Source organism: Streptomyces sp. NPDC031132 (assembly GCF_055570595.1).
Map to the genome: position 1 here is coordinate 126,026 of NZ_JBVIGX010000010.1, position 23,211 is coordinate 149,236.

A 23,211-nucleotide genomic window follows, 5' to 3' on the forward strand; every position below is an offset into this window, starting at 1 on the left:
TGGAACGGAAGATCCTTCCGCGGCACCTCGATCCGGCGGTCGTTCCGTTCGGCACCGAGCGTGTGCGATCAGTTCATCGGAGTGATGAGGGAGCGCAGGAACGGAAGGTCCACGTCCTCCAGCGAGCGGACGATCGTACGGCCCGGGGCGGGCTGGATGACGCCGACGGAAGGAACGGCCACGACCCGGCAGCCGGCCGCCTCGGCAGCGGCCACGCCCGTCGCGGTGTCCTCGATGACCGCGCAGCGCGAGGGGTGCGCGCCGAGGGTGCGGGCGGCGAGCAGGTAGGGGTCGGGGTGCGGCTTCGTGCGGGGCACCTCGTCGCCGGCCACGCTCAGCGCGAACCGCTCGGGGCCCAGGGTGCGCAGCACCCGGTCGATGACGCGGCGGTGCGAGGCGGAGACGAGGGCGGTGGGCACGTTGTGCCGGGCCAGCTCGGCCAGCAGCCGCTCGGCGCCGGGCATCAGGGGGACCTGGTCGGCGATCCGCGCCTCGAAGCGCTCGTTGAGCAGGACGCTCAGCTCCGAAAGGGTGATGGCGGCGCCGGTGGACTCGATGAGGAAGGCGGCACTGCGGGTCATGGGCCCGCCGACGACGATGTCGCGCCAGGCCTCGTCGAGCCGGTGACCGAGCTCGCCGAAGACGCCCACCTCGATCTCCCACCAGAAACCCTCGGTGTCGACGAGGGTGCCGTCCATGTCGAGCAGCACCGCCTGCAGGGCATGCCCGTCGGCCGTACGGGCGACGGGGGCGGGAACGGTGCTGGTCATCCGGCACACCTCTCTCGGGGGACGAGAAGGCCGGCCGCCTCTTCCCCATGGGGCATCCCCCGGGGGAACAGGCGACCGGCCTGTATGGGACCGACAAGTGTACGTCGGTCCGCGTCAGCGTGCGTTGAAATACTTCGCTTCGGGGTGGTGAATGACGATCGCGTCGGTGGACTGCTCCGGGTGGAGCTGGAACTCCTCGGAGAGGTGGACCCCGATCCGCTCCGGCTGGAGGAGGTCGGCGATCTTGGCGCGGTCCTCCAGGTCGGGGCAGGCGCCGTAGCCGAGCGAGAAGCGGGCGCCGCGGTACTTCAGGTCGAACATGTCTTCCACGGCGGCCGGGTCCTCGCCGCCGAAGCCGAGCTCGGCGCGGACGCGGGCGTGCCAGTACTCGGCCATGGCCTCGGCGAGCTGCACCGACAGGCCGTGCAGCTCCAGGTACTCGCGGTAGGAGTCGGACTCGAACAGCTTGGCCGTGGCCTCGCCGATCTTCGACCCGACGGTGACCACCTGGAGGCCGACCACGTCGGTCTCGCCGGACTCCTCCGGGCGGAAGAAATCGGCGAGGCACAGGCGGCGGCCGCGGCGCTGGCGCGGGAAGGTGAAGCGGGTCCGCTCGTTCCCGTCGTCGTCGAGGATGATCAGGTCCTCGCCCTTGGACACGCAGGGGAAGTACCCGTAGACCACCGCGGCCTCGAGCAGGTTCTCGGTGTGCAGCTTGTCGAGGAGGCCGCGCAGCCGCGGCCGGCCCTCGCTCTCGACGAGCTCCTCGTACGTGGCGCCGCCGGCGCGGGCCTGCTTGAGGCCCCACTGGCCCTTGAACAGGGCGCCCTCGTCCAGCCAGGAGGCGTAGTCCTTGAGCGGGATGCCCTTGACCACGCGGGTGCCCCAGAACGGCGGGGCCGGGACCGGGTTGTCGATCGCGACGTCGGAGCGGCCGCCCGGCTCCTCGGGCTCCTCCACCTGGAGGGCCGGGGTGTCCCGCTTGGCCACCCGGCGCTGCTTCAGCTCGGGCAGGGAGGCGCCCGGCACACCGCGCTTGACGGCGATCAGGGCGTCCATCAGGCGCAGGCCCTCGAAGGCGTCGCGGGCGTAGCGGACCTCGCCCTCGTAGATCTCGTGGAGGTCCTGTTCGACGTAGGCGCGGGTCAGGGCGGCGCCGCCGAGGATGACCGGGTAGTCGGCCGCCAGCTTGCGCTGGTTGAGCTCCTCCAGGTTCTCCTTCATGATCACGGTCGACTTCACGAGCAGTCCGGACATGCCGATGACGTCGGCCCTGTGCTCCTGCGCGGCCTCCAGGATCGCGGAGACCGGCTGCTTGATGCCGATGTTGACGACGTTGTAGCCGTTGTTCGTGAGGATGATGTCGACGAGGTTCTTGCCGATGTCGTGGACGTCGCCGCGGACGGTGGCGAGGACGATCGTGCCCTTGCCCTCGTCGTCGGTCTTCTCCATGTGCGGCTCGAGGTAGGCGACCGCGGTCTTCATGACCTCGGCGGACTGCAGGACGAACGGCAGCTGCATCTGGCCGGAACCGAACAGCTCACCGACGACCTTCATGCCCTCCAGCAGGGTGTCGTTGACGATGTCCAGGGCCGGACGGGTCTGGAGCGCCTCGTCGAGGTCGGCCTCCAGGCCGTTCTTCTCGCCGTCGATGATGCGGCGCTGGAGCCGCTCGTCCAGGGGCAGCGCCATGAGCTCCTCGGCGCGGCCGGCCTTCAGCGACTTGGTGTTGACGCCCTCGAAGAGGGCCATCAGCTTCTGCAGCGGGTCGTAGCCCTCGGCGCGGCGGTCGTAGACCAGGTCGAGGGCGGTGTTCACCTGCTCGTCGTCGAACCGGGCGATGGGCAGGATCTTGCTCGCGTGGACGATCGCCGAGTCCAGGCCCGCCTTGACGCACTCGTCGAGGAAGACCGAGTTCAGCAGGACACGGGCGGCCGGGTTCAGGCCGAAGGAGATGTTCGACAGGCCGAGCGTGGTCTGGACGTCCGGGTGGCGGCGCTTGAGCTCGCGGATCGCCTCGATGGTGGCGATGCCGTCGCCCCGGGACTCCTCCTGACCGGTGCAGATCGTGAAGGTCAGGGTGTCGATGAGGATGTCCGACTCGTTGATGCCCCAGTTGCCGGTCAGGTCGTCGATCAGCCGTTCGGCGATGGCGACCTTGTGCTCGGCGGTGCGGGCCTGGCCCTCCTCGTCGATGGTCAGCGCGATCAGCGCGGCGCCGTGCTCCTGGGCCAGTCGGGTGACCTTGGCGAAACGCGACTCCGGGCCGTCGCCGTCCTCGTAGTTGACGGAGTTGATGACGGCGCGGCCGCCGAGCTTCTCCAGGCCGGCCTGGATGACGGGAACCTCGGTGGAGTCCAGGACGATCGGCAGCGTCGAGGCCGTCGCGAACCGGCCGGCGAGCTCCTTCATGTCGGCGACGCCGTCGCGGCCCACGTAGTCCACGCACAGGTCGAGCATGTGCGCGCCCTCGCGGATCTGGTCGCGGGCCATCTCGACGCAGTCGTCCCAGCGGGCCTCGAGCATGGCCTCGCGGAACTTCTTCGACCCGTTCGCGTTCGTCCGCTCGCCGATCGCCATGTACGAGGTGTCCTGCCGGAACGGCACCGTCTGGTAGAGCGAGGACGCGCCGGGCTCCGGCCGGGGCTCGCGGACGGCCGGGTCCAGGGCGCGGACCCGCTCGACGACCTGGCGCAGGTGCTCCGGGGTCGTACCGCAGCAGCCGCCGACGAGGGAGAGACCGTACTCGCGGACGAAGGTCTCCTGGGCGTCGGCGAGCTCGGGGGCGGACAGCGGGTAGTGCGCGCCGTTCTTGCCGAGGACGGGCAGGCCGGCGTTCGGCATGCAGGAGAGCGGGATGCGCGAGTGCCGCGCCAGGTAGCGCAGGTGCTCGCTCATCTCGGCGGGGCCGGTGGCGCAGTTCAGGCCGATCATGTCGATGCCGAGCGGCTCCAGCGCGGTGAGCGCGGCGCCGATCTCGGAGCCGAGGAGCATGGTGCCGGTGGTCTCGACGGTCACCGAGCAGATGAGCGGGACGGAGACGCCGAGCGCCTCCATCGCGCGCCGGGCGCCGATGATGGAGGACTTGGTCTGCAGGAGGTCCTGGGTGGTCTCGACGAGCAGGGCGTCGGCCCCGCCGGAGATCAGGCCCTCGGCGTTGACCTGGTAGGCGTCGCGGATCGTCGCGTAGTCGATGTGGCCGAGGGTGGGCAGCTTGGTGCCGGGGCCCATGGATCCGAGGACCCAGCGCTGCTGTCCGCTCTTCGCGGTGTACTCGTCGGCGACCTCGCGGGCGATCCGGGCGCCGGACTCGGACAACTCGAAGTTGCGTTCGGGAATGTCGTACTCGGCGAGTGCCGCGAAGTTCGCACCGAAGGTGTTCGTCTCGACGCAGTCCACGCCCACCGCGAAGTACGCGTCGTGGACCGTGCGCACGATGTCGGGACGGGTGACGTTCAGGACCTCGTTGCAGCCTTCCAGCTGCTGGAAGTCCTCCATCGAGGGGTCCTGCGCCTGGAGCATCGTTCCCATGGCTCCGTCGGCGACGACCACGCGGGTCGCGAGCGCCTCTCGGAGGGCGTCGGCCCTGGTCTGGGTGTCGGCGGGCGGGTTCGGCAACGAGGCCATGGTTGAGCTCCCTGGGATGCGACGGCTGTCGGCTTTGCACCCTTGCTGTGTCAAGGGTGCACGCGGTCAGGGTAACCGCGCGGCACCAACCCCGGTGGGGGCGTCCCACGTGGCGGACTGCATTCTGTGCGCGAGGGTCTTCCAGGGGTGTCCTGGTCGACGGAGGCGTGAACAGTTGCCCAACCGTGCACAAGGTCGACATCGACCGATACTGTTCAGCATTGTCGAACTACGTCAGCAGGAGGCTGCGCGATGGCACGGAACATCCAGTCGCTCGAACGAGCCGCTGCGATGCTGCGACTCCTGGCAGGCGGCGAGCGCCGGCTGGGTCTTTCGGACGTGGCCAGTTCCCTGGGCCTGGCCAAGGGCACGGCCCACGGGATCCTGCGCACGCTGCAGGCCGAGGGCTTCGTGGAGCAGGACCCCGCCTCGGGCCGGTACCAGCTGGGCGCGGAGCTGCTGCGCCTGGGCAACAGCTATCTGGACGTGCACGAGCTGCGCGCCCGTGCGCTGGTCTGGACGGATGATCTGGCCCGGGCGAGCGGCGAGAGCGTCTACGTGGGCGTACTCCACAAGAGCGGGGTGCTGATCATGCACCACGTGTTCCGTCCGGACGACAGCCGTCAGGTGCTGGAGGTGGGGGCCATGCAGCCGCTGCACTCGACGGCCCTGGGCAAGGTGCTGTCGGCCTACGACCCGGTCGCCCATACGGAGGCACTGGAGGCGGAGCGCGAGGCGTTCACCCCCCGGACGGTCACGGACGGCGCGGGCTTCGAGGAGGTCCTCGACCTGACCCGGGCGCGCGGCTGGGCCGCGGACGTGGAGGAGACCTGGGACGGCATCGCCTCGGTGGCGGCGCCGATCCACGACCGGCGCCGGATGCCGGTGGGCGCGGTGGCGGTCGCGGGTGCCGTGGAGCGGGTCTGCGGGGAGTCCGGGGAGCCCCGGGCGAGCCTCGTCGCGTCCGTACGGGACTGTGCGCGCTCCGTTTCACGCGACCTCGGCGCGGGCCGGTTCTAGACCCCTTCCAGCGGCTTTCAGCCACTACCTGGCCGCTTTCTGCCCTCTTTTCGCCATATCCCGGCCATCCGATGGCCGGGTTTGGCTGATCGCACCTAGTGGTAACGATCCGACACTTTGGCCTGGCCGACCCTTGACGCGTTCTTCACTTGGGCGGAAAACTGCCGTTCATCGGTCGGCATTGTCGAACACCTACCGGCAATACGCGTTAGGGTGTGGCAAGGCCAAGGACCGGTGAACCACTCACCGAGTGCGCGGACCACCGGACGGGACCCGGTGTCCGCCCACCCCTGCAAGGCAAAGGAGTCGCGGGTGTCCACCTCCGACATCTTCATCGGCGAGACCATCGGTACCGCCCTGCTCACCCTGCTCGGCGGTGGCGTCTGCGCCGCCGTGACCCTCAAGAGTTCCAAGGCCCGGAACGCAGGCTGGCTCGCGATCACCTTCGGCTGGGGTTTCGCCGTTCTGATCGCCGCCTACGTGTCCGCCCCGCTCTCCGGTGCGCACCTCAACCCGGCGGTCACCGTCGGCCTGGCCATCAAGAGCGGCGACTGGAGCGACGTTCCGGTCTACTTCGCCGGACAGCTGCTGGGCGCCATGCTCGGCGCGGTCCTGATGTGGGTCACGTACTACGGACAGTTCCGGGTGCACCTCTCGGACCCGGAGCACATCCGTGACGCCAAGCTCGGCCCGGAGGACCCGCACCCGCACGACCAGGCCGGTCCGGTCCTCGGTGTCTTCTCCACCGGCCCCGAGATCCGCAACGTCGTCCAGAACCTCGCGACCGAGATCATCGGTACGGCCGTCCTGGTCCTGGCCATCCTGACCCAGGGCCTCCAGGACGACGGCAAGGGCCTCGGCGTCATCGGCGTCCTCATCACCTCCTTCGTCGTCGTCGGCATCGGCCTCTCGCTCGGCGGTCCGACCGGCTACGCCATCAACCCGGTCCGCGACCTCGGTCCGCGCATCGTCCACGCCCTGCTGCCGCTCCCCAACAAGGGCGGCTCCGACTGGGGATACTCCTGGATCCCGGTGGTCGGCCCGCTCGCCGGTGCCGCCCTCGCCGGTGGTCTGTACAACATCGCGTTCGCCTGATCAGCATCGGCACGTATCGCAAGATCCGCACTGCCCACCTGATTCCGCCTACCTAGACCTGCCAGGAGCAGCCACATGACCAGCAGCACCGGCCCCTTCATCGCCGCGATCGACCAGGGCACCACCTCCTCCCGCTGCATCGTCTTCGACCGCGACGGCCGCATCGTCGCCGTCGACCAGAAGGAGCACGAGCAGATCTTCCCGAAGCCGGGCTGGGTCGAGCACGACGCCACCGAGATCTGGACCAACGTCCAGGAGGTCGTCGCCGGGGCCATCGCCAAGGCCGAGATCACCGCCGCCGACGTCAAGGCGATCGGCATCACCAACCAGCGCGAGACCACCGTCCTGTGGGACAAGAACACCGGTGAGCCGGTGCACAACGCGCTGGTCTGGCAGGACACCCGCACCGACGCCCTCTGCAAGGAGCTCGGCCGCAACGTCGGCCAGGACCGCTTCCGCCGCGAGACCGGCCTGCCGCTGGCGAGCTACTTCGCCGGCCCGAAGGCCCGCTGGCTGCTCGACAACGTCGAGGGCCTGCGCGAGCGCGCCGATGCAGGCGACATCCTCTTCGGCACCATGGACTCCTGGGTCATCTGGAACCTCACCGGTGGCGCCGAGGGCGGTGTGCACGTCACGGACGTCACCAACGCCTCGCGCACCATGCTGATGAACCTCCACACCCTGGAGTGGGACGCCAAGATCGCGGAGTCCATGGAGGTGCCGCTCGACATCCTCCCCGAGATCAAGTCCTCCGCCGAGGTCTACGGCCACGTCAAGGACGGCGTCCTCGCCGGTGTCCCGGTCGCCTCGGCGCTCGGTGACCAGCAGGCCGCCCTCTTCGGCCAGACCTGTTTCGCCGAGGGCGAGGCCAAGTCCACGTACGGCACCGGCACGTTCATGCTGATGAACACCGGCGACAAGGTCATCAACTCCTACAGCGGCCTGCTGACCACGGTCGGCTACAAGATCGGCGACCAGAAGCCGGTCTACGCGCTGGAGGGCTCCATCGCCGTCACCGGCTCGCTCGTCCAGTGGATGCGCGACCAGATGGGCATGATCAAGACCGCGGCCGAGATCGAGACCCTCGCGCTCTCGGTCGAGGACAACGGCGGCGCCTACTTCGTGCCGGCCTTCTCCGGCCTGTTCGCCCCGTACTGGCGCTCCGACGCCCGCGGTGTGATCGCCGGCCTCACCCGGTACGTCACCAAGGCGCACATCGCCCGTGCCGTCCTGGAGGCCACCGCCTGGCAGACCCGCGAGATCACCGACGCCATGACCAAGGACTCGGGCGTCGAGCTCGCGGCCCTCAAGGTCGACGGCGGCATGACCTCCAACAACCTGCTGATGCAGACCCTCTCCGACTTCGTGGACGCCCCCGTGGTCCGTCCCATGGTCGCGGAGACCACCTGCCTCGGCGCCGCCTACGCCGCCGGCCTGGCCGTCGGCTTCTGGCCCGACACCGACGCCCTGCGCGCCAACTGGCGCCGCGCGGCGGAGTGGACCCCGCGGATGCCCGCCGAGCAGCGGGACCGCGAGTACAAGAACTGGCTCAAGGCCGTCGAGCGGTCCATGGGCTGGATCGACGACGAAGACGCCAGCTGACGCACCAGCTGAGTCAATCGACGAGGAGCTAAGAGATATGAGCAGCCTGCAGAGCGTCCCCACTCTGGGCACGCACCCGACCGCCGGTTCGAACGCGAGCCGCGCCGAGACCCGTGAGCAGCTGGCCAAGGCCACGTACGACCTGCTGGTCATCGGCGGTGGAATCCTGGGCACCTCGGTGGCCTGGCACGCCGCGCAGTCGGGTCTGCGGGTTGCCATGGTGGACGCCGGCGACTTCGCCGGCGCCACCTCCTCGGCCTCCTCCAAGCTCGTCCACGGCGGCTTGCGCTACCTGCAGACCGGCGCGGTCAAGCTGGTCGCCGAGAACCACCACGAGCGTCGGGTGCTGGCCAAGGACGTGGCCCCGCACCTGGTCAACCCGCTCACCTTCTACCTGCCGGTCTACAAGGGCGGACCGGTCGGTGCGGCCAAGCTGGGCGCGGGCGTCTTCGCCTACTCCGCCCTCTCGGCGTTCGGCGACGGCATGGGCAAGGTCATATCCCCGGCCCGTGCCGCCGCCGACAACCCGGGCCTGAAGACGGACAACCTGAAGGCCGTCGCGGTCTACTACGACCACCAGATGAACGACTCCCGCGTCGCCGTCATGACGGTCCGCGCGGCCGTCGAGTCGGGGGCCGTCGTCCTGAACCACGCCGAGGTCACCGGCCTGCGCACGACGCGCGGCCGGGTCACCGGTGCCGAGCTCAAGGACCGCCTGGACGGCACCGAGTTCGGCGTCGACGCGCGCGTCGTGCTCAACGCCACCGGCCCGTGGGTGGACCACCTGCGGCGCATGGAAGACAAGCACTCGATGCCGTCGATCCGCCTCTCCAAGGGCGCGCACATCGTCATGAAGCGCAAGTCGCCGTGGAAGGCCGCCATGGCCACCCCGATCGACAAGTACCGCATCACCTTCGCCCTCCCGTGGGAGGACCAGCTGCTGCTCGGCACCACCGACGAGGTGTACGAGGGCGACCCGGCGGACGTGCGCGCCACCGAGTCCGACATCCAGCAGATCCTTGACGAGGCCGCGTTCTCGGTGAAGGACGCGGACCTCGACCGCTCGCTGATGACGTACGCCTTCGCCGGCCTGCGGGTGCTGCCCGGCGGCCCCGGCGGCGTCGAGAAGGCCAAGCGCGAGACGGTCGTCTCCGAGGGCGCCGGCGGCATGCTGTCGGTGGCCGGCGGCAAGTGGACGACGTACCGCCACATCGGCCGCGTCGTCATGGACAAGCTGGCCAAGCTGCCCGGCAGCCCGCTCACCGACGACATGGAGCCGGTGAAGTCGCTCGTACGCCGGGTCCCGCTGCCCGGTGTCGCCAACCCGAACGCCGTCGCGCACCGCCTGCTGGTGGACCGCGAGCCCGGCACGCGGATGGACCCGCTCACCGCCCGCCACCTGGCCTCGCACTACGGCTCGCTGGCCTTCGACATCGCGCGCCTCGCGAACGAGGACCCGGCGCTGGCCGAGCGGATCCACCCGGACGGCCCGGAGATCTGGGCACAGGTCGCCTACGCCCGCGACAACGAGTGGGCCGAGACGGTCGACGACGTGCTGCGCCGGCGCACCACGGTGACGGTCCGCGGCCTGGACGACGACTCCGTGCGCGCGCGGGTCGAGGAGATGCTGAGCCGCAAGGCATAGCTCGTACGCAGGTGGGGAAGAGGGGCGGTTCCGAGGGGAACCGCCCCTCTGTCGTGGGCTGTGGCTGGTGTCGTCTCAAGGCTTAGGCTGACCCACGTACGCAAGGGAACTTCGGAAGGAGACCTGGGTGATCGAGCTTGAGGGCGTGCCCGAGCTGATCGACCCGGTCATGGTGGCCGCGTTCGAGGGCTGGAACGACGCGGGTGACGCGGCCTCCGGTGCGGTCGCGCACCTGGACCGGGAGTGGAAGGGCGAGGTCTTCGCGGCGCTGGACGCCGAGGACTACTACGACTTCCAGGTCAACCGGCCGACGGTGTGGCTGGACAACGGGGTACGGAAGATCACGTGGCCGACGACGAGGCTGTCGGTGGTCCGGATCGGCGGCGCGAAGCCGCGTGACCTCGTCCTCGTACGGGGCATCGAACCGTCCATGCGGTGGCGGTCGTTCTGCAACGAGATCCTGGGCTTCGCGCACGAACTGGGCGTGGAGATGGTGGTGATCCTGGGCGCGCTGCTCGGGGACACCCCGCACACGCGGCCGGTGCCGGTCAGCGGGGTCACCTCGGACCCGGACCTGGCGCGCACGATGGACCTGGAGGAGACCAAGTACGAGGGCCCGACCGGGATCGTGGGCATCCTCCAGGAGGCCTGTACGCACGCGGGGGTGCCCGCGGTGTCCCTGTGGGCGGCGGTCCCGCACTACGTGTCCCAGCCGCCGAACCCGAAGGCGACGCTGGCCCTGCTGAACCGGCTGGAGGATCTCATCGACATCCGGATCCCGCTGGGCGAACTCCCGGAGGACGCGCGGGCGTGGCAGCTCGGCGTGGACCAACTGGCCGCGGAGGACAGCGAGGTGGCGGAGTACGTCCAGACGCTCGAGGAGGCGCGTGACACCGCCGACCTCCCGGAGGCGTCGGGCGACGCCATCGCCCGCGAATTCGAGCGGTACCTGCGCCGCCGCGACCCGGCGGGCCCCTCGCCTGAGCCGGGCGACGGCTCGTACCTCCGTGACACGAGCAGCGGCCTGACCCGCCCCCCGAAGCGCAAGCCGGACCCGTCGGGCGAGGAGCCGCAGGCCCCGGACGAGGACGACACGCCTCCCGAGGCGTAGCCGGCCGGCGCGGAACGCAGCGGTGCCCCCTGTCCGGAAGGACAGGGGGCACCGGCAGCTTCGGCCGCGGCGGGTTACAGGGCCACGCCCAGGAGGGCGTCGACCGTGCGCGAGACCAGGCCCGGCGCGGACTCGTCGTCCCCGTCGGAGGCGTTCTGGGCGTCCACCCAGCGGTCCACGGCCGCCAGCGCAGCCGGCGCGTCCAGGTCGTTCGACAGCGCCTCGCGGACCTCCTCGACGAGGGCGTCCGCCGGCAGGCCGTCCGGCCGGGACACGGCCGCGCGCCAGCGCTCCAGGCGGGCCACCGCCTGCTCGAGGACCTCGTCCGTCCACTCCCAGTCGGCCCGGTAGTGGTGCGAGAGCAGGGCGAGGCGGATCGCCGCCGGGTCCACCCCGGCGCGCCGCAGCGCGGAGACGAAGACCAGGTTGCCCTTCGACTTCGACATCTTCTCGCCGTGCAGCGCGACCATGCCCGCGTGCACGTACGCCTTGGCCATCGGGAACTCGCCCGTCAGCACCTGCGCGTGCGAGGCGCCCATCTCGTGGTGCGGGAACGCCAGGTCGGAGCCGCCGCCCTGGATGTCGAAGCCCATGCCCAGGTGGTCCAGGGCGATGGCGACGCACTCGATGTGCCAGCCGGGCCGGCCGGGGCCCAGGGAGGCGCCGTCCCAGCTCGGCTCGCCCGGACGCGCCGCCATCCACAGCATCGGGTCCAGCGGGTTCTTCTTCCCCGGGCGCTCCGGGTCGCCGCCGCGCTCCGCGGACAGCAGCCGCATCGCCTCGGCGTCCAGGTTGGAGACCTTGCCGAAGTTCGCGTCGGACTCGACCGAGAAGTAGACGTCGCCGTCCAGCTCGTACGCCGCGCCGGCGTCCCGCAGCCGCTCCACCAGCGGCACGATGCCCGGTATGGCCTCGACGGCGCCGATGTACTGCTGCGGGGGCAGCATCCGCAGGGCGGTCATGTCCTCGCGGAACAGGGCCGTCTCGCGTTCCGCGAGCTCGGTCCAGTCCAGGTTGTCGCGCAGCGCCCGCTCCAGCAGCGGATCGTCCACGTCCGTCACGTTCTGGACGTAGTGAACCTGCCGCTTGGTGTCGAGCCACACGCGTTGTACGAGGTCGAACGCGTTGTAGGTCGCCGCGTGACCGATGTGGGTCGCGTCGTACGGAGTGATGCCGCAGACGTAGATACGGGCGACGGGACCGGGGGCGAGGGTGATCGTCCCCTGGGTCGCGGTGTCGTGGATCTGGAGGTCGCGGCCCTTGCCAGGCAGGGCGGGGACCTCAGAAGCGGGCCAGGCATGCATGTCTCGAGCCTAACCGGACGCCTGTTCCGAAAACGAACCGGACCTGCACTGTTGGCTTGATCAGCACTCTTGCGATCTGGCCGGTTCTATGCGTGCCCGGTCCGTACGGTTCAGACCGGCGGCCAGGGGATCGCGGGCCACTGGCCGGACGGCTGCGGATGTACCCCGGTGCGCAGCAGATCGGCCACCCGGGCCCGTACGGCGGCCAGCTCGAGCGGTGTGATCAGTTCGGCCAGCCGGGTGGCGAGCGGCTCCCCGTCGGCCAGCCCGGCGGCCAGGGAGGCCAGCACCTCGCGCGCCTCGTCGGTCAGCGGTTCGCCCGCCCAGCCCCACAGCAGGGTCCGCAGCTTGTCCTCGCGGTGGAAGGTCACCCCGTGGTCGATGCCGTAGAGCTGCCCGTCGGGCGCGATCAGCAGGTGGCCGCCCTTCCGGTCGCCGTTGTTGATCACGGCGTCGAGGACGGCGAGCCGGCGCAGCCGCGGGTCGTCGGCGTGGACGAGCAGCGCGGTGCGGCCCTCCCCGACGTCGGCGAGGGCGACCGGCTTCCAGCCCTCCCCCGCCTCCTCGCCCTCCACGAGGGCCAGCAGGCCGCTCTCGTCCGCCTCCTCGGCGTCTTGCGGCCCGTCCTCGGCGGGAGCGGACTCGATCCACTGCTGGACCATGCCCTCGCCGTACGGCCCGTCGCGCAGCACGGTCGGCGGCACCAGGCCCCATCCGGTGGCCTCGGAGACGAGATAGGCGGCGACCTCCCGCTGCGCCAGGCTCCCGTCCGGGAAGTCCCACAGCGGGCGCTCCCCCTTGACCGGCTTGTACACGCAGTCGGCGCCGGCGTCGCCGTACGTCACCTTGCACAGGAGCACGGCGTTGGACGCCTCGCGGATCCGGCCGACGACGGCCAGCTCGCCCTTGGCGAGCAGCTCCTCAAGTTCCCCCGTGGCGCTCACGCCTGGCGCCGGTAGCCGTTCTGGCGCGGGCACACGTGTCCCTCGGGATCCAGGGGCAGACTGCACAGCGGGCACGGCGGCCGGCCGGCGTTGACCACGTCCAGGGCCCGCTTGGCGAAGGCCCGGGCCTGGGCGCCGGTGAGGCGGACCCGCAGCATCGGCGGGCCGTTCTCCTCGTCCTGGAGCAGCCGCTCCTCCGCCTCGGCGAGATCCTCCTCCGAGTCGGCCTCGAGTTCCACCAGAGCCTGCGCCTCGACGATCATGCGCTGTTCCTCGCCGTCCCAGGCCAGGGCCATGGTGCCGACGCGGAACTCCTCGTCGACCGGGACGTCCAGCGGCGCGGTGTCGGTGGCCTCGGCGGGGGCGACGGCCGGGACCGGGGCATTGCCGCCGGTGCGCCGTACGACCTCGTCCAGCAGCTCGTCCATCCGCTCGGCCAGCGCAGCGACCTGGGTCTTCTCCAGGGAGACGCTGGTGACGCGGGGGCCGGACGATGCCTGCAGGAAGAACGTACGGCGTCCCGGAAGGCCGACCGTGCCGGCCACGAAGCGGTCCGGCGGATCGTAGAGGAACACCTGACGGGGCACGTCCAGTCTCCAAGTCTCGGCGGCAGGGGGAGGGCTGCACGCGTGTGGCTGCTCTTGTGGCTTTGCTTCTGGCTGTGCTCGCGGAGCCGTGCTCGCCCCGCCGTGCTCGTTTATTTGGGCCAGTCCACCCTACTGCGCCGTTCGATCACGCCGCGCCCGCGCCGCCCCCCACGACGGCGTTCCCGCCGTCTTCGGTCGCGCTTTCGAAGGTCTCCGTTTCCGCCGCGGCCGCGTCCGGTGCACGGGCCGGGCGCGGGGCGAGCGAGCCGAAGTCCCCGGTGTCGCCGAGCCGGAGCAGGAACGGGCGTGTCGGCGTGTAGCGGACGGCCGTGACCGAGCAGGGGTCGACGTGGATGCGCTGGAAGAGGTCCAGGTGCATGCCCAGGGCGTCCGCGACAAGGGACTTGATGATGTCGCCGTGCGAGCACATGAGGAAGACGGCGTCGCTCCCGTGCTCCTCCTCGATCCGCGCGTTCCACTCCTGCACGGCGTCCACGGCGCGCGCCTGCATGGCGCGCATGGACTCCCCGCCCGGGAAGGTGGCGGCCGAGGGGTGCTGTTGGACGATCTTCATCAGCGGTTCGTCGCCCAGCTCCGAGAGTTTGCGGTTCGACCAGTCGCCGTAGTGGCATTCGCCGATCCGGTCGTCGGTGTGCAGCGCCAGCTCCGGGCGTGCGGCGAGCAGCGGGGCGAGGGTCTCGCGGCAGCGCTGGAGCGGGCTGCTGACGGCCGCGGCGAGCGGCACCGCGGCGAGCCGCCCGGGCAGCGCCGCCGCCTGCTCGGCGCCGCGCTCGTCGAGGGCCACCCCCGGGGTCCATCCGGCGAGCAGCCCTGCGGTGTTGGCGGTGGACCGCCCGTGTCGTACGAGGATCAGCGTGGCCATGACGCAAAGCCTAGGCGCTGCCGGCCGGGAACAGAGGGGCGCGGGTGCCCGTCGGGTGCGGGTCGGGCGCGGGCAGGGGAGAATGCCCCTCGTGATTGTCGACTGCGCCATGTACCGGGACGGCCGCCGCTCCCCTGCGCCCGAGGACCTCTCGGACGCCCTCGACGAGGCGCGGGCGAGCGGCGACGCCTTCCTCTGGATCGGGATGTACGAGCCGACGGAGGAGGAATTCGAGCACGTCAGCCACGAGTTCCGGCTCCACAAGCTGGCGGTGGAGGACGCGCTGACCGCGCACCAGCGCCCCAAGCTCGAGGTGTACGACGACTCGCTGTTCGTCGTCCTCAAGCCGGTGACGTACGACGACGCCGCCGACACGGTGACCGCGGGCGAGCTGATGCTGTTCATCGGCGACTCCTTCGTGGTCACGGTCCGGCACGGCGAGGGGGCCGCGCTGGCCGCCGTGCGCCACCGGCTGGAGCAGGAGCCCGAGGTCCTGCGGCACGGTCCGACGGCGGTCCTGTACGCGGTGTCCGACGCGGTGGTCGACCACTACATCGAGGTCGCGGCCGAGCTCCAGGCCGACCTGGAGGAGGTGGAGGCCGATGTCTTCGCGCCGACCGCCACGGACACGAAGAACACCGCCGCCCGGATCTACGGGTTCAAGCGGCAGGTGCTGGAGTTCCGCCGGGCGACGAGCCCGCTGCTCCAGCCGATGGACCGCCTCGCCTTCGGGAACGTGCCCTTCGTGCACGAGCACGCGCAGCCGTTCTTCCGCGACGTCGCCGACCACCTGACGAAGGCGAGCGAGTACATCGAGGGTCTGGACCGGCTGCTGTCGGACGCGCTGTCCGCGCACCTGGCGCAGATGGGCGTCCGGCAGAACGACGACATGCGCAAGATCTCGGCCTGGGCGGCGATGGCGGCCGTCCCGACGATGGTGGCGGGGATCTACGGGATGAACTTCGACCACATGTGGGAGCTGCGGCAGTCCTGGGGCTATCCGGCAGTGGTGCTGGTGATGGTGGGCGTCTGTCTGGGCCTGCACCGCATGTTCAAGTCCCGCGGCTGGCTGTAGCCGCCCCGACGGCCGTTACGACACCCCCTGGACGAACTCGGGTGCGCCGACCGGTACGCCGCCCAGCGCATTGCGCCGCTCCGGCAGGTTCAGGCTGATCATCCGGTGCCAGCCGGCGAACCGCTCGTACGCGTACATGCCGCGGATCCCGGCGGCCAGCGCGGCCGCCTTGGGCGCGGGCCAGCGCAGCAGCCGGCCCATGTGCCCCATCACGGCGAGGCTCACGTCCCGGTGGACGGAGATCTCGACGAGGGCGCTCTCGCGCAGCACCTGCTGGATGGTCCGGCCGTACCCCTCGTGCACGAGGCGGAGCAGCTCCTCGTGGCAGTAGGCGAGGTGGTTGTCCTCGTCGTTGCTGATCATGCGGATGGCCCTGCCGACCTCGGGGTGGCCCCCGAACTGCCGGACGAGCATGATCATCTGGTCGGCGGCGCGCTGTTCGGTGACCCGGCTGTGCGAGAGGTAGACGACGATGTCCCGCTCGGTCAGCGGCTCTGCCCTGCGGAGCTTCTCGTGCGCGAGGCCGATGCCGCGCCGCTCCAGCAGCATCGTGTAGTCGGTCTCGGGCGGCACGGGGACGGGCGGCAGGCCGCGCTTGCGGAGCAGAGCCTGGAAGATCCGGCCGTGCTTGTCCTCGTCGGCGCCGTGCCGGGTGATCTTGGGCGCCAGCTCGCGCATGCTGTCGGGCACCAGGGCCGCGATCCGGGCGTTCTCCCAGCCGCCCTGGGACTCCCCGCTGGCTGCGATGGAGCAGAACAGCTGGAACGAGTCGTCGTTGTCGACGATCTCCTGGAACAGGCTGCGCGCAGAGAGCATGCATCGAGTCAACGGCCGATCCGGGGGCCGGGCAACCGAGAGGTCGCGCTGATCGGCCGAATGAACGATGCGAAGGCGTGGAGGCGCGGGCGTAACCCGGAGGGTGCCGCCCGCGTTGTTGCGTGTGTCGGCCGTGGCGGGGAAGACCCCCGAGCCCCCACCACGGCCGCAGGCGTTCTCCTGGTCCCCTACTACGCCAGGCCGGCGCGCTCCATGGCCTCCGTACCCGCCCGCAGGGCGGTGATCCGCTCGTCCAGGGTGAACCCGGCCGGGGCGAGGGTGAGGGTGGTGACCCCGGCCTCGGCGTAGGCGCGCATCCCGTCCGCGATCCGCTCGACGGAGCCGAGCAGGGTGGTGGAGTCGATCAGCGAGTGCGGGACGGCCTCGGCGGCGCCCGTCTTGTCGCCCGCCAGGTACTTGTCCTGGATCTCGGCGGCTTCCTTCTCATAGCCCATGCGCTGGGCGAGCTGGTTGTAGAAGTTCTGCTTGCGGCTGCCCATGCCGCCGACGTACAGGGCGGTGTACGGGCGGAACATGTCGGCGAGGGCGGTCACGTCGTCGCCGACGGCCAGCGGCACGGTCGGGCAGACGTCGAAGCCCTCCATGGTCAGCCCGGCCTTCTCGCGGCCCGCCCGGATGTGGGTGAGCGCGGTGGCCTCCAGGTGCTCGGCGGCCGGGAAGATGAGCAGGGCGCCGTCGGCGATCTCGCCGGTCTGCTCCAGGTTCTTCGGCCCGATGGCGGCGATGTAGAGCGGGATGTGCTCGCGCTCCGGGTGCACGGTGAGCTTGATCGGCTTGCCGGGGCCGCCGGGCAGCGGGAGGGTCCAGTGCTCGCCCTCGTAGCTGAGGCGCTCGCGGGTCATCGCCTTGCGGACGATCTCCACGTACTCCCGGGTGCGGGCGAGCGGCTTGTCGAACTTGACGCCGTACCAGCCCTCGGAGACCTGGGGGCCGGAGACGCCGAGGCCGAGCCGGAAGCGGCCCTTGGTGAGGGAGTCGAGGGTGGCGGCCGTCATGGCGGTCATCGCGGGCTGGCGGGCCGGGATCTGCAGGATCGCGGAGCCGACGTCGATGCGCTCGGTCTGGGCGGCGACCCAGGCGAGCACGGTCGGGGCGTCGGAGCCGTAGGCCTCCGCGGCCCAGCAGACGTCGTAGCCGAGGCGGTCCGCCTCCTGGGCCACGGCGAGGTTGTCGGCGTCCATGCCAGCGCCCCAGTAGCCGAGATTGATGCCGAGCCGCATGTGTCGTCCCCTTACGGTGTTGCCGGTTTACCGATCAGTAACGTGGGTCTGCGGGGGACTGTAGCGCGCCAGGGCTCCCCGCGTCAGCGCCCCAGTAGTCTCAGCGGTCATGGAGCAGAGGCATCTCGGCCGCACCGGACTGCGCGTGTCCCGGATCGGCCTCGGCACCCTGACCTGGGGCCGTTCCGCGGAGGGACCGGACGAGTCGGGCGCCGCCGAGCAGTTGAAGACGTTCTGGGAGGCGGGCGGCACGCTCGTCGACACCGCCGACGTGTACGGGGGCGGTGAGGCGGAGTACCTGCTGGGGCAGCTGGTGGGCGGGCTGGTCCCCCGCCAGGACCTGGTGATCGCCACCAAGTCGGGCTCCGTACGGGATCCGGACCGCCGGTTCAACGGCTCGCGCGGCCACCTCCTGTCGGCGCTGGACGCCTCGCTGGCCCGCCTGGGCACCGACTACGTGGACCTCTGGCAGGTCCACGCCTTCGACCCGGGGACCCCGCTGGAGGAGACCCTCCAGGCGCTGGACCTGGCCGTGAGCAGCGGCCGGGTCCGGTACGCGGGGGTCTCGGGCTTCAGCGGCTGGCAGCTGGCGAAGGCGGCGACCTGGCAGCTCGCCGCCCCGGGACTGCGGACGCGACTGGCGTCGGCGCAGATGGAGTACTCGCTGCTCCAGCGGGGCGTGGAGCGCGAGGTCCTCCCGGCGGCGCTGGACCTCGGCGTCGGACTGCTCCCGTCCTCCCCGCTGGGCCGCGGCGTCCTGACGGGCAAGTACCGGGACGGCACCCCGGCGGACTCGCGGGGAGCCTCGCCGACCATGGCGGGCTTCGTGGACCCGTACCTGGACGACGCGGCGAGCCGCATCGTGGACGCGGTGGCGACGGCGGCCCAGGGCCTGGCCGTGACCCCGCTCCAGGTGGCCCTGGCGTGGATCCGGGACCGGCCGGGGGTGGTCGCGCCGATCGTCGGTGCGCGGACGTCCGCGCAGCTCAGCGAGGCGTTGTCGGTGGAGCCCCTTACCCTTCCCGAGGAGATCTGCCGGGCGCTGGACGATGTGTCGGCGCCCGTGCACCGCTACCCCGACCACGACTGGAGCACGCTGTGAGCACGGACCGCCAAGCCGCATCCGCGGAGGACCCGGCCACCCCCGGCCCCCGTCCCCAGGCGGCCACCCCGACGGAGCCTCCACCCCGGCCCACCGACGTCCCGGCCGGCTCCGGCGGAGCCGGGAGCAACGCCGACGGCGTGGAAGCGGCGGACTCCGGCGAAGCCGGGAGCGAGGTCGAGGGTCCGGGCACGGCCGGCTCCGGCGCAGCCGGGAGCGGGGTCGGGGGTCCGGGTACGGCCGGCTCCGGCGCAGCCGGGAGCGGGGTCGGGGGTCCGGGGGCGGAGCCCACGGTTTCGGGAAGGGGCGGGGTGGGGGAAAGCCCCGCAGGGACCACCTCCGCCGAACCGCACACCGACCAGCCCCCCGCCGCCGAGCCCGAGCCCGATGCGGATCAGTCGGGTCCGGACGACTCGGCCGAGCCCGAGCCCGACGCGGATCAGTCGGGTCCGGACACCTCAGCGGAGTCAGGGGGCGGCGGCGCCGAGAAGGGCGAGGCCGCGCCCGTGCTGAGCGAGGCCGAGGCCGAGTTGGCCGCGCAGAAGGTCGAGCGGGAGCGCATCGCCCGCCGCAAGGCGGAACGGCAGGGCCCCGTCGACGCCGGAGCCAAGCTCAGCGGGAAGGCCGCCGACCTGCTGGCCGCCGTACGGGCCGTGGAGAGCGGGGAGAAAGCCTCCCCGGTGTACTTCGACGAGGCCCCGACCGCGCCCCGCAAGCCCGCGGCCCCCGCCGCGCAACCGGCCCCCCGTCCCGCACCCCCCGCCCCCACCGCCGCCGGCATCGAGGGCGTGCGCTCCGTACTGGCTCGCGGCGGCGCCCCCGAGGCGCTGGCCGCACCCGCCGCCACCGCCCTCGGCGAAGACGCCGCGGAGCAGCTCGCCCACGACCCCTGGCGGCTCCTCGCCGTGGCCGGCGTGCGTCCCACCCAGGCCGACGGCTTCGCCCGGGCCCTGCTCGGCCCGGAGGCCGGTCCCGGCGACGAGCGGCGTGCCGCCGCACTCGTGGGCTGGCTGCTGGAGCAGGCCGCGCTCAAGGGGCACACCGCCCTGGAGGCCCCCACCCTGGAATCCGCGCTCGCCCAGTACGGCGTCCCAGACCCCGCCGCGTCCCTGGAGCAGGCCATCGGCGAGGGCACCGTCCTCGTCTTCCACGAACCGCTCGGCCCGCCCGTCGCCGAAGGCGAGGAGCAGCCCGTACGCGTCCTCGTCGGCCTCGAGGGGTACGCGCTCGCCGAGGAGAGCCTGGCCGACGGCCTGGCCCGGCTGGCCAACACCTTCAGCGACCCGGCGGACTGGGAGAAGGCCGCCACCGGCCCCGGCGCCGACCTGATCCGCGCGGTCTCCGGCCACGGCCTGGTCACCCACACCGGCGGCGAGGCCGCCCGCTCCGAGCCGCAGGCCCTGTCGGCGGCCGCCCGCGACCTGGGCCTGCGCGTCTGCCTGGCCGCGCACACCCCCGCGCAGGGCGCCGTCACCGTGGCCGGGCTGCTCGCCGGGACGGAGGGGCCCGGGCGGGACGCGGACGGGCAGTTCGCGCTGGACCTGCTCGTCGTCCTCGACGCCCCGCAGCTGGACGTGGAAACCGCCGCCGCGCTCGTCGAGTCCGTCCCCGACGGGGCCCGGCTGGTCTTGTCGGGGGATCCCGGGGTGCTCGGTTCCGCCGGGCCCGGGCGGGTGTTCGGCGATGTGCTGGCGGCCCGCGCCTGCCCGCAGCTGGTCTCCCGCACCCCCGACCCGGGCCCGATCGGCGAGCTGGTCTCCGGGGTCGGGATCGGGGAGCTGAACCAGGTCGACGCCCCCGGCCGGGAGGTCGTCATCGTCCCGGTGCACGACGCCGGGGAGGCCGTGCACCGCGCGGTGCAGCTGGTGGCCGAGTCGGTGCCGCGCGCCTTCGGGATCCCGGCGGACGCCGTGCAGGTGATCACCCCGGGCCACGGCGGCTCGGCGGGCACCCGGGCGCTGAACGCGGCCCTGAAGGAGCGGCTGAACCCCGGCCCCGGCCGGTTCGGCGGCTTCGACCCCGACGACCGTGTCGTCCACGTGCCCTCGCCCGGGCGGGCGGTGCCGGCCCGGGTGGTGTCGGCCGACGCGCAGGGGCTGCACCTGGACGCCGCGGGCGCGCGGATCGTCGTACCGAAGGAACAGGTGGAGTCACAGGTGCGGCACGGCTGGGCGGTCACGGCGCACCAGGCCGTCGGCGCGCGCTGGCCGGCCGTGGTCGTCGTCCTGCCCGGTGACGCGGCCCAGGCCCTCTCCCGGGACTGGGTGTACACGGCGTTCGGTCGGGCGGAGCAGCACCTGTCCGTGGTGCACGGCGTCGACCAGGCGCTGCCGCGCGCGGTCGCGGAGGTGCTGCCGAAGCCGCGTACGACCCGGCTGACCGGCCTCCTGCGCGCCCTCGCCGCCGCGGCGCAGGACCAGCCGGAGTAGCCGGCACGCACCGCGGCCCCCGCCCTGTCCGGGTCGGGGGCCGCGGTGTCGTGGGCGCGGGCCGGGATCAGGCGGGCGTCAGGCCGGGCTGCGCCGCCTGGCCGCCCACATCGTCCGCATCCTCCTCGTCGTCGAAATCGTCGGCTTCCTCGTCGAAGACGGAGCTGACGTCGAACCGGTGCAGTACGTCCTGGGGGTCGGTGTGCCCGAAGGGCGAGCCCAGCCACTCCCCCGGTTCCGCGACCTCCTCCGAGGCGGCGATCCAGAGCGTGGAGTCGCCCTCCTCCAGGCCGAACTCCTTGTAGCGGGAGGCGATCTCGTCGGGCTCGTACTCCCCGAAGAGCACGCCCAGCGCACCTGCCGTGCCACCGTCGAAGGCGAGCTCGGCCTCCCGGTCGTGCGCGGCGACCCGCTCGGCTTGGGCGATCAGCCTCGGCGGTTCGACGACGGCGTAGTCACGGCGGATGAGCACGCTGAAGGCGGCGGGCTCGGCGGGCCCGGTGTACGGGACACCGTCCTCGGGCGTGGGGATCTCGAAGGGGGTGACCTCGTCGTACCGGTCGTAGAGGAGTTCGTCGTACTCCTCCGCAGCGGCGGCGAGTTCGTTGAAAGCGGCGTAGACGGCCGGGTCCTCGTCCCCGATCCTGCTCTCGACCGCGGCGAGGTGACGGTCGAGCGCGGCCTTGACCGCCTCGGCGGCGGCGCGTACCTCGGCAACACTGGGCAGAGCGGCATCAGACATAGTGCAGACGCTATCCGTAGCAGGGCTCTGCCCGCACAATAGATGCGATGCCGGAATACGAATTTGTCGACGTGTACGTGCCCCGCGGTGTGCCCCGCAACGAGGCGACCCGCCTGATCACCGACCATGCCGAGTACGGGAACTGGGAACTCGACCGGCTGGCCCTGTACCGGGACGGCAGTCGTCGTGTGCGGCTGCGCCGGCGGATCATCCGTCAGGTCCGCGCGACCTGGTGACGCGGGCCCCGTGGCGGGGCCCGCGTCGTGAGGGCGCCGGTCAGGCCGCGTTGCGGGCGCGCCGGTAGAGCAGGGCACCGGCCAGCAGCGTGCCGGCGGCGAGCGGCAGGCCCACGCCGAGGACGTCCCCCGCACCGGTGGCGGCGAGCCCCGCGTGCTGAGCGGGCGCGATCCCGGTGCCGGTCCCCTGACCGGCATGGGTCACGGGCGTGACACTGCCCGCGCCGGGGCCGGTGGGACCACCGGGCTGACCGGGCGTGCCAGGCGTACCCGGAGTGCCGGGCTGGCCGGGGTGGCCGGGCGTACCCGGGTTGCCGGGCGTACCCGGGTTGCCGGGCGTACCCGGGTTGCCGGGCTGGCCGGGGTGGCCAGGAGTTCCGGGATTGCCGGGCTGACCGGGATTGCCGGGGTTACCCGGGTGACCGGGCTGGCCGGGCGTACCCGGGTTCCCGGGAGTCCCGGGGTTGCCGGGCGTACCCGGCGTACCGGGGTTGCCCGGGTGGTTCGGCTCGTCCTCGTCGCACGGCTCGTCCGGCTGCCCGGGCCCGCCCGGGTGGCCGGGACTGCCCGGGTGACTCGGGTGGTGGTCCGGCGTGGCCGAGTGGTTCGAACAGCGGTTCCCGAAGGCCGGGTTCAGCAGCCCCACGACCGAGACGGTGTTGCCGCAGGCGTTCACCGGAACATCCACGGGTGCCTGGACGGTGTTCCCGGACAGCACGCCCGGAGAGTTCGCGGCATGGCCGGACGCGCCGGAGTCCGCATGTGCGTAACCCCCACCCAGCGCGAGCACACCCCCCGCGGCCGCCATGGTGATCAGGACTTTGCGTCGCATGTGTTGTCATCCCCCTGCTGTGTACGAACAGCCGGGCCCTGAAGCCCGGCGGGGGGGGGGGGGGGGGGGGGGGGGGGGGGGGGGGGGGGGGGGGGGGAGGGGGGGGGGAGGGGGGGGGGGGGGGGGGGCGGGGGGGTGGGGGGGGCGACG

General features: G+C 72.0%; 19 protein-coding genes. 9 read left to right on the forward strand and 10 right to left on the reverse strand.

Going from position 1 to position 23,211, the window contains the following annotated elements; genetic code table 11:
* Nucleotides 1-68 precede the first annotated feature (68 nt).
* Together ACZ49B_RS17585 and metH are read right to left on the reverse strand one after the other, a co-directional pair.
* Complete coding sequence (locus ACZ49B_RS17585) at nucleotides 69-770, reverse strand: HAD family hydrolase (protein WP_468306443.1); 702 nt, start codon at nucleotides 768-770, stop codon at nucleotides 69-71.
* A 114-nt stretch (nucleotides 771-884) separates the two neighbouring features.
* A complete protein-coding gene (gene metH / locus ACZ49B_RS17590; RefSeq protein WP_468306446.1) occupies nucleotides 885-4,397 on the reverse strand; it encodes a methionine synthase in 3,513 nt (1,170 codons plus the stop codon).
* 252 nt (nucleotides 4,398-4,649) lie between these two features.
* Here metH and ACZ49B_RS17595 point away from each other — a divergent pair, with 252 nt between their 5' ends.
* The 5 genes from ACZ49B_RS17595 (at nucleotide 4,650) to ACZ49B_RS17615 (ending at nucleotide 10,870) form a co-directional block, all read left to right on the forward strand.
* Nucleotides 4,650-5,417, forward strand: coding sequence for an IclR family transcriptional regulator (locus ACZ49B_RS17595; protein ID WP_468306449.1), 768 nt, complete (start codon nucleotides 4,650-4,652; stop codon nucleotides 5,415-5,417).
* Between the two features lie 312 nt (nucleotides 5,418-5,729).
* On the forward strand, nucleotides 5,730-6,512 hold the full coding sequence (locus ACZ49B_RS17600; RefSeq protein WP_468306452.1) for an MIP/aquaporin family protein: 783 nt from the start codon (nucleotides 5,730-5,732) through the stop codon (nucleotides 6,510-6,512).
* Between the two features lie 75 nt (nucleotides 6,513-6,587).
* Nucleotides 6,588-8,114 carry a glycerol kinase GlpK gene (gene glpK / locus ACZ49B_RS17605; RefSeq protein WP_468306455.1) on the forward strand — a complete coding sequence of 509 codons (1,527 nt, stop codon included), beginning with the start codon at nucleotides 6,588-6,590 and terminating at the stop codon, nucleotides 8,112-8,114.
* A gap of 37 nt (nucleotides 8,115-8,151) precedes the next feature.
* Nucleotides 8,152-9,759 (forward strand): glycerol-3-phosphate dehydrogenase/oxidase, encoded by a 1,608-nt coding sequence (locus ACZ49B_RS17610; protein WP_468306458.1) that lies wholly within the window; start codon nucleotides 8,152-8,154, stop codon nucleotides 9,757-9,759.
* A gap of 127 nt (nucleotides 9,760-9,886) precedes the next feature.
* A complete protein-coding gene (locus ACZ49B_RS17615) occupies nucleotides 9,887-10,870 on the forward strand; it encodes a PAC2 family protein (RefSeq protein WP_468306461.1) in 984 nt (327 codons plus the stop codon).
* Between the two features lie 74 nt (nucleotides 10,871-10,944).
* Here the strand turns inward: ACZ49B_RS17615 and mshC are convergent, their stop codons facing one another.
* The 4 genes from mshC to ACZ49B_RS17635 form a co-directional block, all read right to left on the reverse strand.
* Entirely contained in the window at nucleotides 10,945-12,174 is a 1,230-nt protein-coding gene (gene mshC, locus ACZ49B_RS17620) for a cysteine--1-D-myo-inosityl 2-amino-2-deoxy-alpha-D-glucopyranoside ligase (protein ID WP_468306463.1), read from the reverse strand.
* A 110-nt stretch (nucleotides 12,175-12,284) separates the two neighbouring features.
* On the reverse strand, nucleotides 12,285-13,151 hold the full coding sequence (locus ACZ49B_RS17625; protein WP_468306466.1) for an SCO1664 family protein: 867 nt from the start codon (nucleotides 13,149-13,151) through the stop codon (nucleotides 12,285-12,287).
* Entirely contained in the window at nucleotides 13,115-13,705 is a 591-nt protein-coding gene (locus ACZ49B_RS17630; RefSeq protein ID WP_352214499.1) for a DUF3090 domain-containing protein, read from the reverse strand. The genes ACZ49B_RS17625 and ACZ49B_RS17630 overlap by 37 nt, the downstream gene beginning before the upstream one ends.
* Before the next feature lie 145 nt (nucleotides 13,706-13,850).
* The gene (locus tag ACZ49B_RS17635) at nucleotides 13,851-14,588 is read right to left on the reverse strand and encodes a histidine phosphatase family protein (RefSeq protein ID WP_468306468.1); all 738 of its coding nucleotides are present in this window, start codon (nucleotides 14,586-14,588) and stop codon (nucleotides 13,851-13,853) included.
* Nucleotides 14,589-14,670: 82 nt separating this feature from the next.
* On the opposite strand from ACZ49B_RS17635, the gene ACZ49B_RS17640 reads away from it, so the two are divergent.
* Complete coding sequence (locus ACZ49B_RS17640; protein WP_468306471.1) at nucleotides 14,671-15,663, forward strand: magnesium and cobalt transport protein CorA; 993 nt, start codon at nucleotides 14,671-14,673, stop codon at nucleotides 15,661-15,663.
* 15 nt (nucleotides 15,664-15,678) lie between these two features.
* Here ACZ49B_RS17640 and ACZ49B_RS17645 read toward each other — a convergent pair whose 3' ends face one another.
* Nucleotides 15,679-16,479 (reverse strand): ferritin-like domain-containing protein, encoded by an 801-nt coding sequence (locus ACZ49B_RS17645; RefSeq protein ID WP_468306473.1) that lies wholly within the window; start codon nucleotides 16,477-16,479, stop codon nucleotides 15,679-15,681.
* A 191-nt stretch (nucleotides 16,480-16,670) separates the two neighbouring features.
* Nucleotides 16,671-17,720, reverse strand: coding sequence for an LLM class F420-dependent oxidoreductase (locus ACZ49B_RS17650; RefSeq protein ID WP_468306475.1), 1,050 nt, complete (start codon nucleotides 17,718-17,720; stop codon nucleotides 16,671-16,673).
* Between the two features lie 109 nt (nucleotides 17,721-17,829).
* Here ACZ49B_RS17650 and ACZ49B_RS17655 point away from each other — a divergent pair, with 109 nt between their 5' ends.
* Together ACZ49B_RS17655 and ACZ49B_RS17660 are read left to right on the forward strand one after the other, a co-directional pair.
* A complete protein-coding gene (locus tag ACZ49B_RS17655; protein ID WP_468306478.1) occupies nucleotides 17,830-18,822 on the forward strand; it encodes an aldo/keto reductase in 993 nt (330 codons plus the stop codon).
* Nucleotides 18,819-21,251: an ATP-dependent DNA helicase gene (locus ACZ49B_RS17660; RefSeq protein ID WP_468306481.1), complete on the forward strand. Its 2,433-nt coding sequence runs from the start codon at nucleotides 18,819-18,821 to the stop codon at nucleotides 21,249-21,251. The genes ACZ49B_RS17655 and ACZ49B_RS17660 overlap by 4 nt, the downstream gene beginning before the upstream one ends.
* A gap of 67 nt (nucleotides 21,252-21,318) precedes the next feature.
* Here ACZ49B_RS17660 and ACZ49B_RS17665 read toward each other — a convergent pair whose 3' ends face one another.
* The gene (locus ACZ49B_RS17665; RefSeq protein WP_468306483.1) at nucleotides 21,319-21,993 is read right to left on the reverse strand and encodes a hypothetical protein; all 675 of its coding nucleotides are present in this window, start codon (nucleotides 21,991-21,993) and stop codon (nucleotides 21,319-21,321) included.
* Between the two features lie 47 nt (nucleotides 21,994-22,040).
* On the opposite strand from ACZ49B_RS17665, the gene ACZ49B_RS17670 reads away from it, so the two are divergent.
* Nucleotides 22,041-22,229 (forward strand): DUF5703 family protein, encoded by a 189-nt coding sequence (locus tag ACZ49B_RS17670; RefSeq protein WP_468306485.1) that lies wholly within the window; start codon nucleotides 22,041-22,043, stop codon nucleotides 22,227-22,229.
* A gap of 40 nt (nucleotides 22,230-22,269) precedes the next feature.
* Here the strand turns inward: ACZ49B_RS17670 and ACZ49B_RS17675 are convergent, their stop codons facing one another.
* Nucleotides 22,270-23,061 carry a chaplin gene (locus ACZ49B_RS17675; protein WP_468306488.1) on the reverse strand — a complete coding sequence of 264 codons (792 nt, stop codon included), beginning with the start codon at nucleotides 23,059-23,061 and terminating at the stop codon, nucleotides 22,270-22,272.
* Nucleotides 23,062-23,211 lie beyond the last annotated feature (150 nt).

Coding starts and splice junctions, on each gene's coding strand:
- ACZ49B_RS17585 (WP_468306443.1), bottom strand. CDS start 770: ATGACCAGCACCGTTCCCGCCCCCGTCGCCCGTACGGCCGACGGGCAT.
- metH (WP_468306446.1), bottom strand. CDS start 4,397: ATGGCCTCGTTGCCGAACCCGCCCGCCGACACCCAGACCAGGGCCGAC.
- ACZ49B_RS17595 (WP_468306449.1), top strand. CDS start 4,650: ATGGCACGGAACATCCAGTCGCTCGAACGAGCCGCTGCGATGCTGCGA.
- glpK (WP_468306455.1), top strand. CDS start 6,588: ATGACCAGCAGCACCGGCCCCTTCATCGCCGCGATCGACCAGGGCACC.
- ACZ49B_RS17610 (WP_468306458.1), top strand. CDS start 8,152: ATGAGCAGCCTGCAGAGCGTCCCCACTCTGGGCACGCACCCGACCGCC.
- mshC (WP_468306463.1), bottom strand. CDS start 12,174: ATGCATGCCTGGCCCGCTTCTGAGGTCCCCGCCCTGCCTGGCAAGGGC.
- ACZ49B_RS17635 (WP_468306468.1), bottom strand. CDS start 14,588: ATGGCCACGCTGATCCTCGTACGACACGGGCGGTCCACCGCCAACACC.
- ACZ49B_RS17640 (WP_468306471.1), top strand. CDS start 14,671: ATGCCCCTCGTGATTGTCGACTGCGCCATGTACCGGGACGGCCGCCGC.
- ACZ49B_RS17645 (WP_468306473.1), bottom strand. CDS start 16,479: ATGCTCTCTGCGCGCAGCCTGTTCCAGGAGATCGTCGACAACGACGAC.
- ACZ49B_RS17650 (WP_468306475.1), bottom strand. CDS start 17,720: ATGCGGCTCGGCATCAATCTCGGCTACTGGGGCGCTGGCATGGACGCC.
- ACZ49B_RS17655 (WP_468306478.1), top strand. CDS start 17,830: ATGGAGCAGAGGCATCTCGGCCGCACCGGACTGCGCGTGTCCCGGATC.
- ACZ49B_RS17665 (WP_468306483.1), bottom strand. CDS start 21,993: ATGTCTGATGCCGCTCTGCCCAGTGTTGCCGAGGTACGCGCCGCCGCC.
- ACZ49B_RS17670 (WP_468306485.1), top strand. CDS start 22,041: ATGCCGGAATACGAATTTGTCGACGTGTACGTGCCCCGCGGTGTGCCC.
- ACZ49B_RS17675 (WP_468306488.1), bottom strand. CDS start 23,061: ATGCGACGCAAAGTCCTGATCACCATGGCGGCCGCGGGGGGTGTGCTC.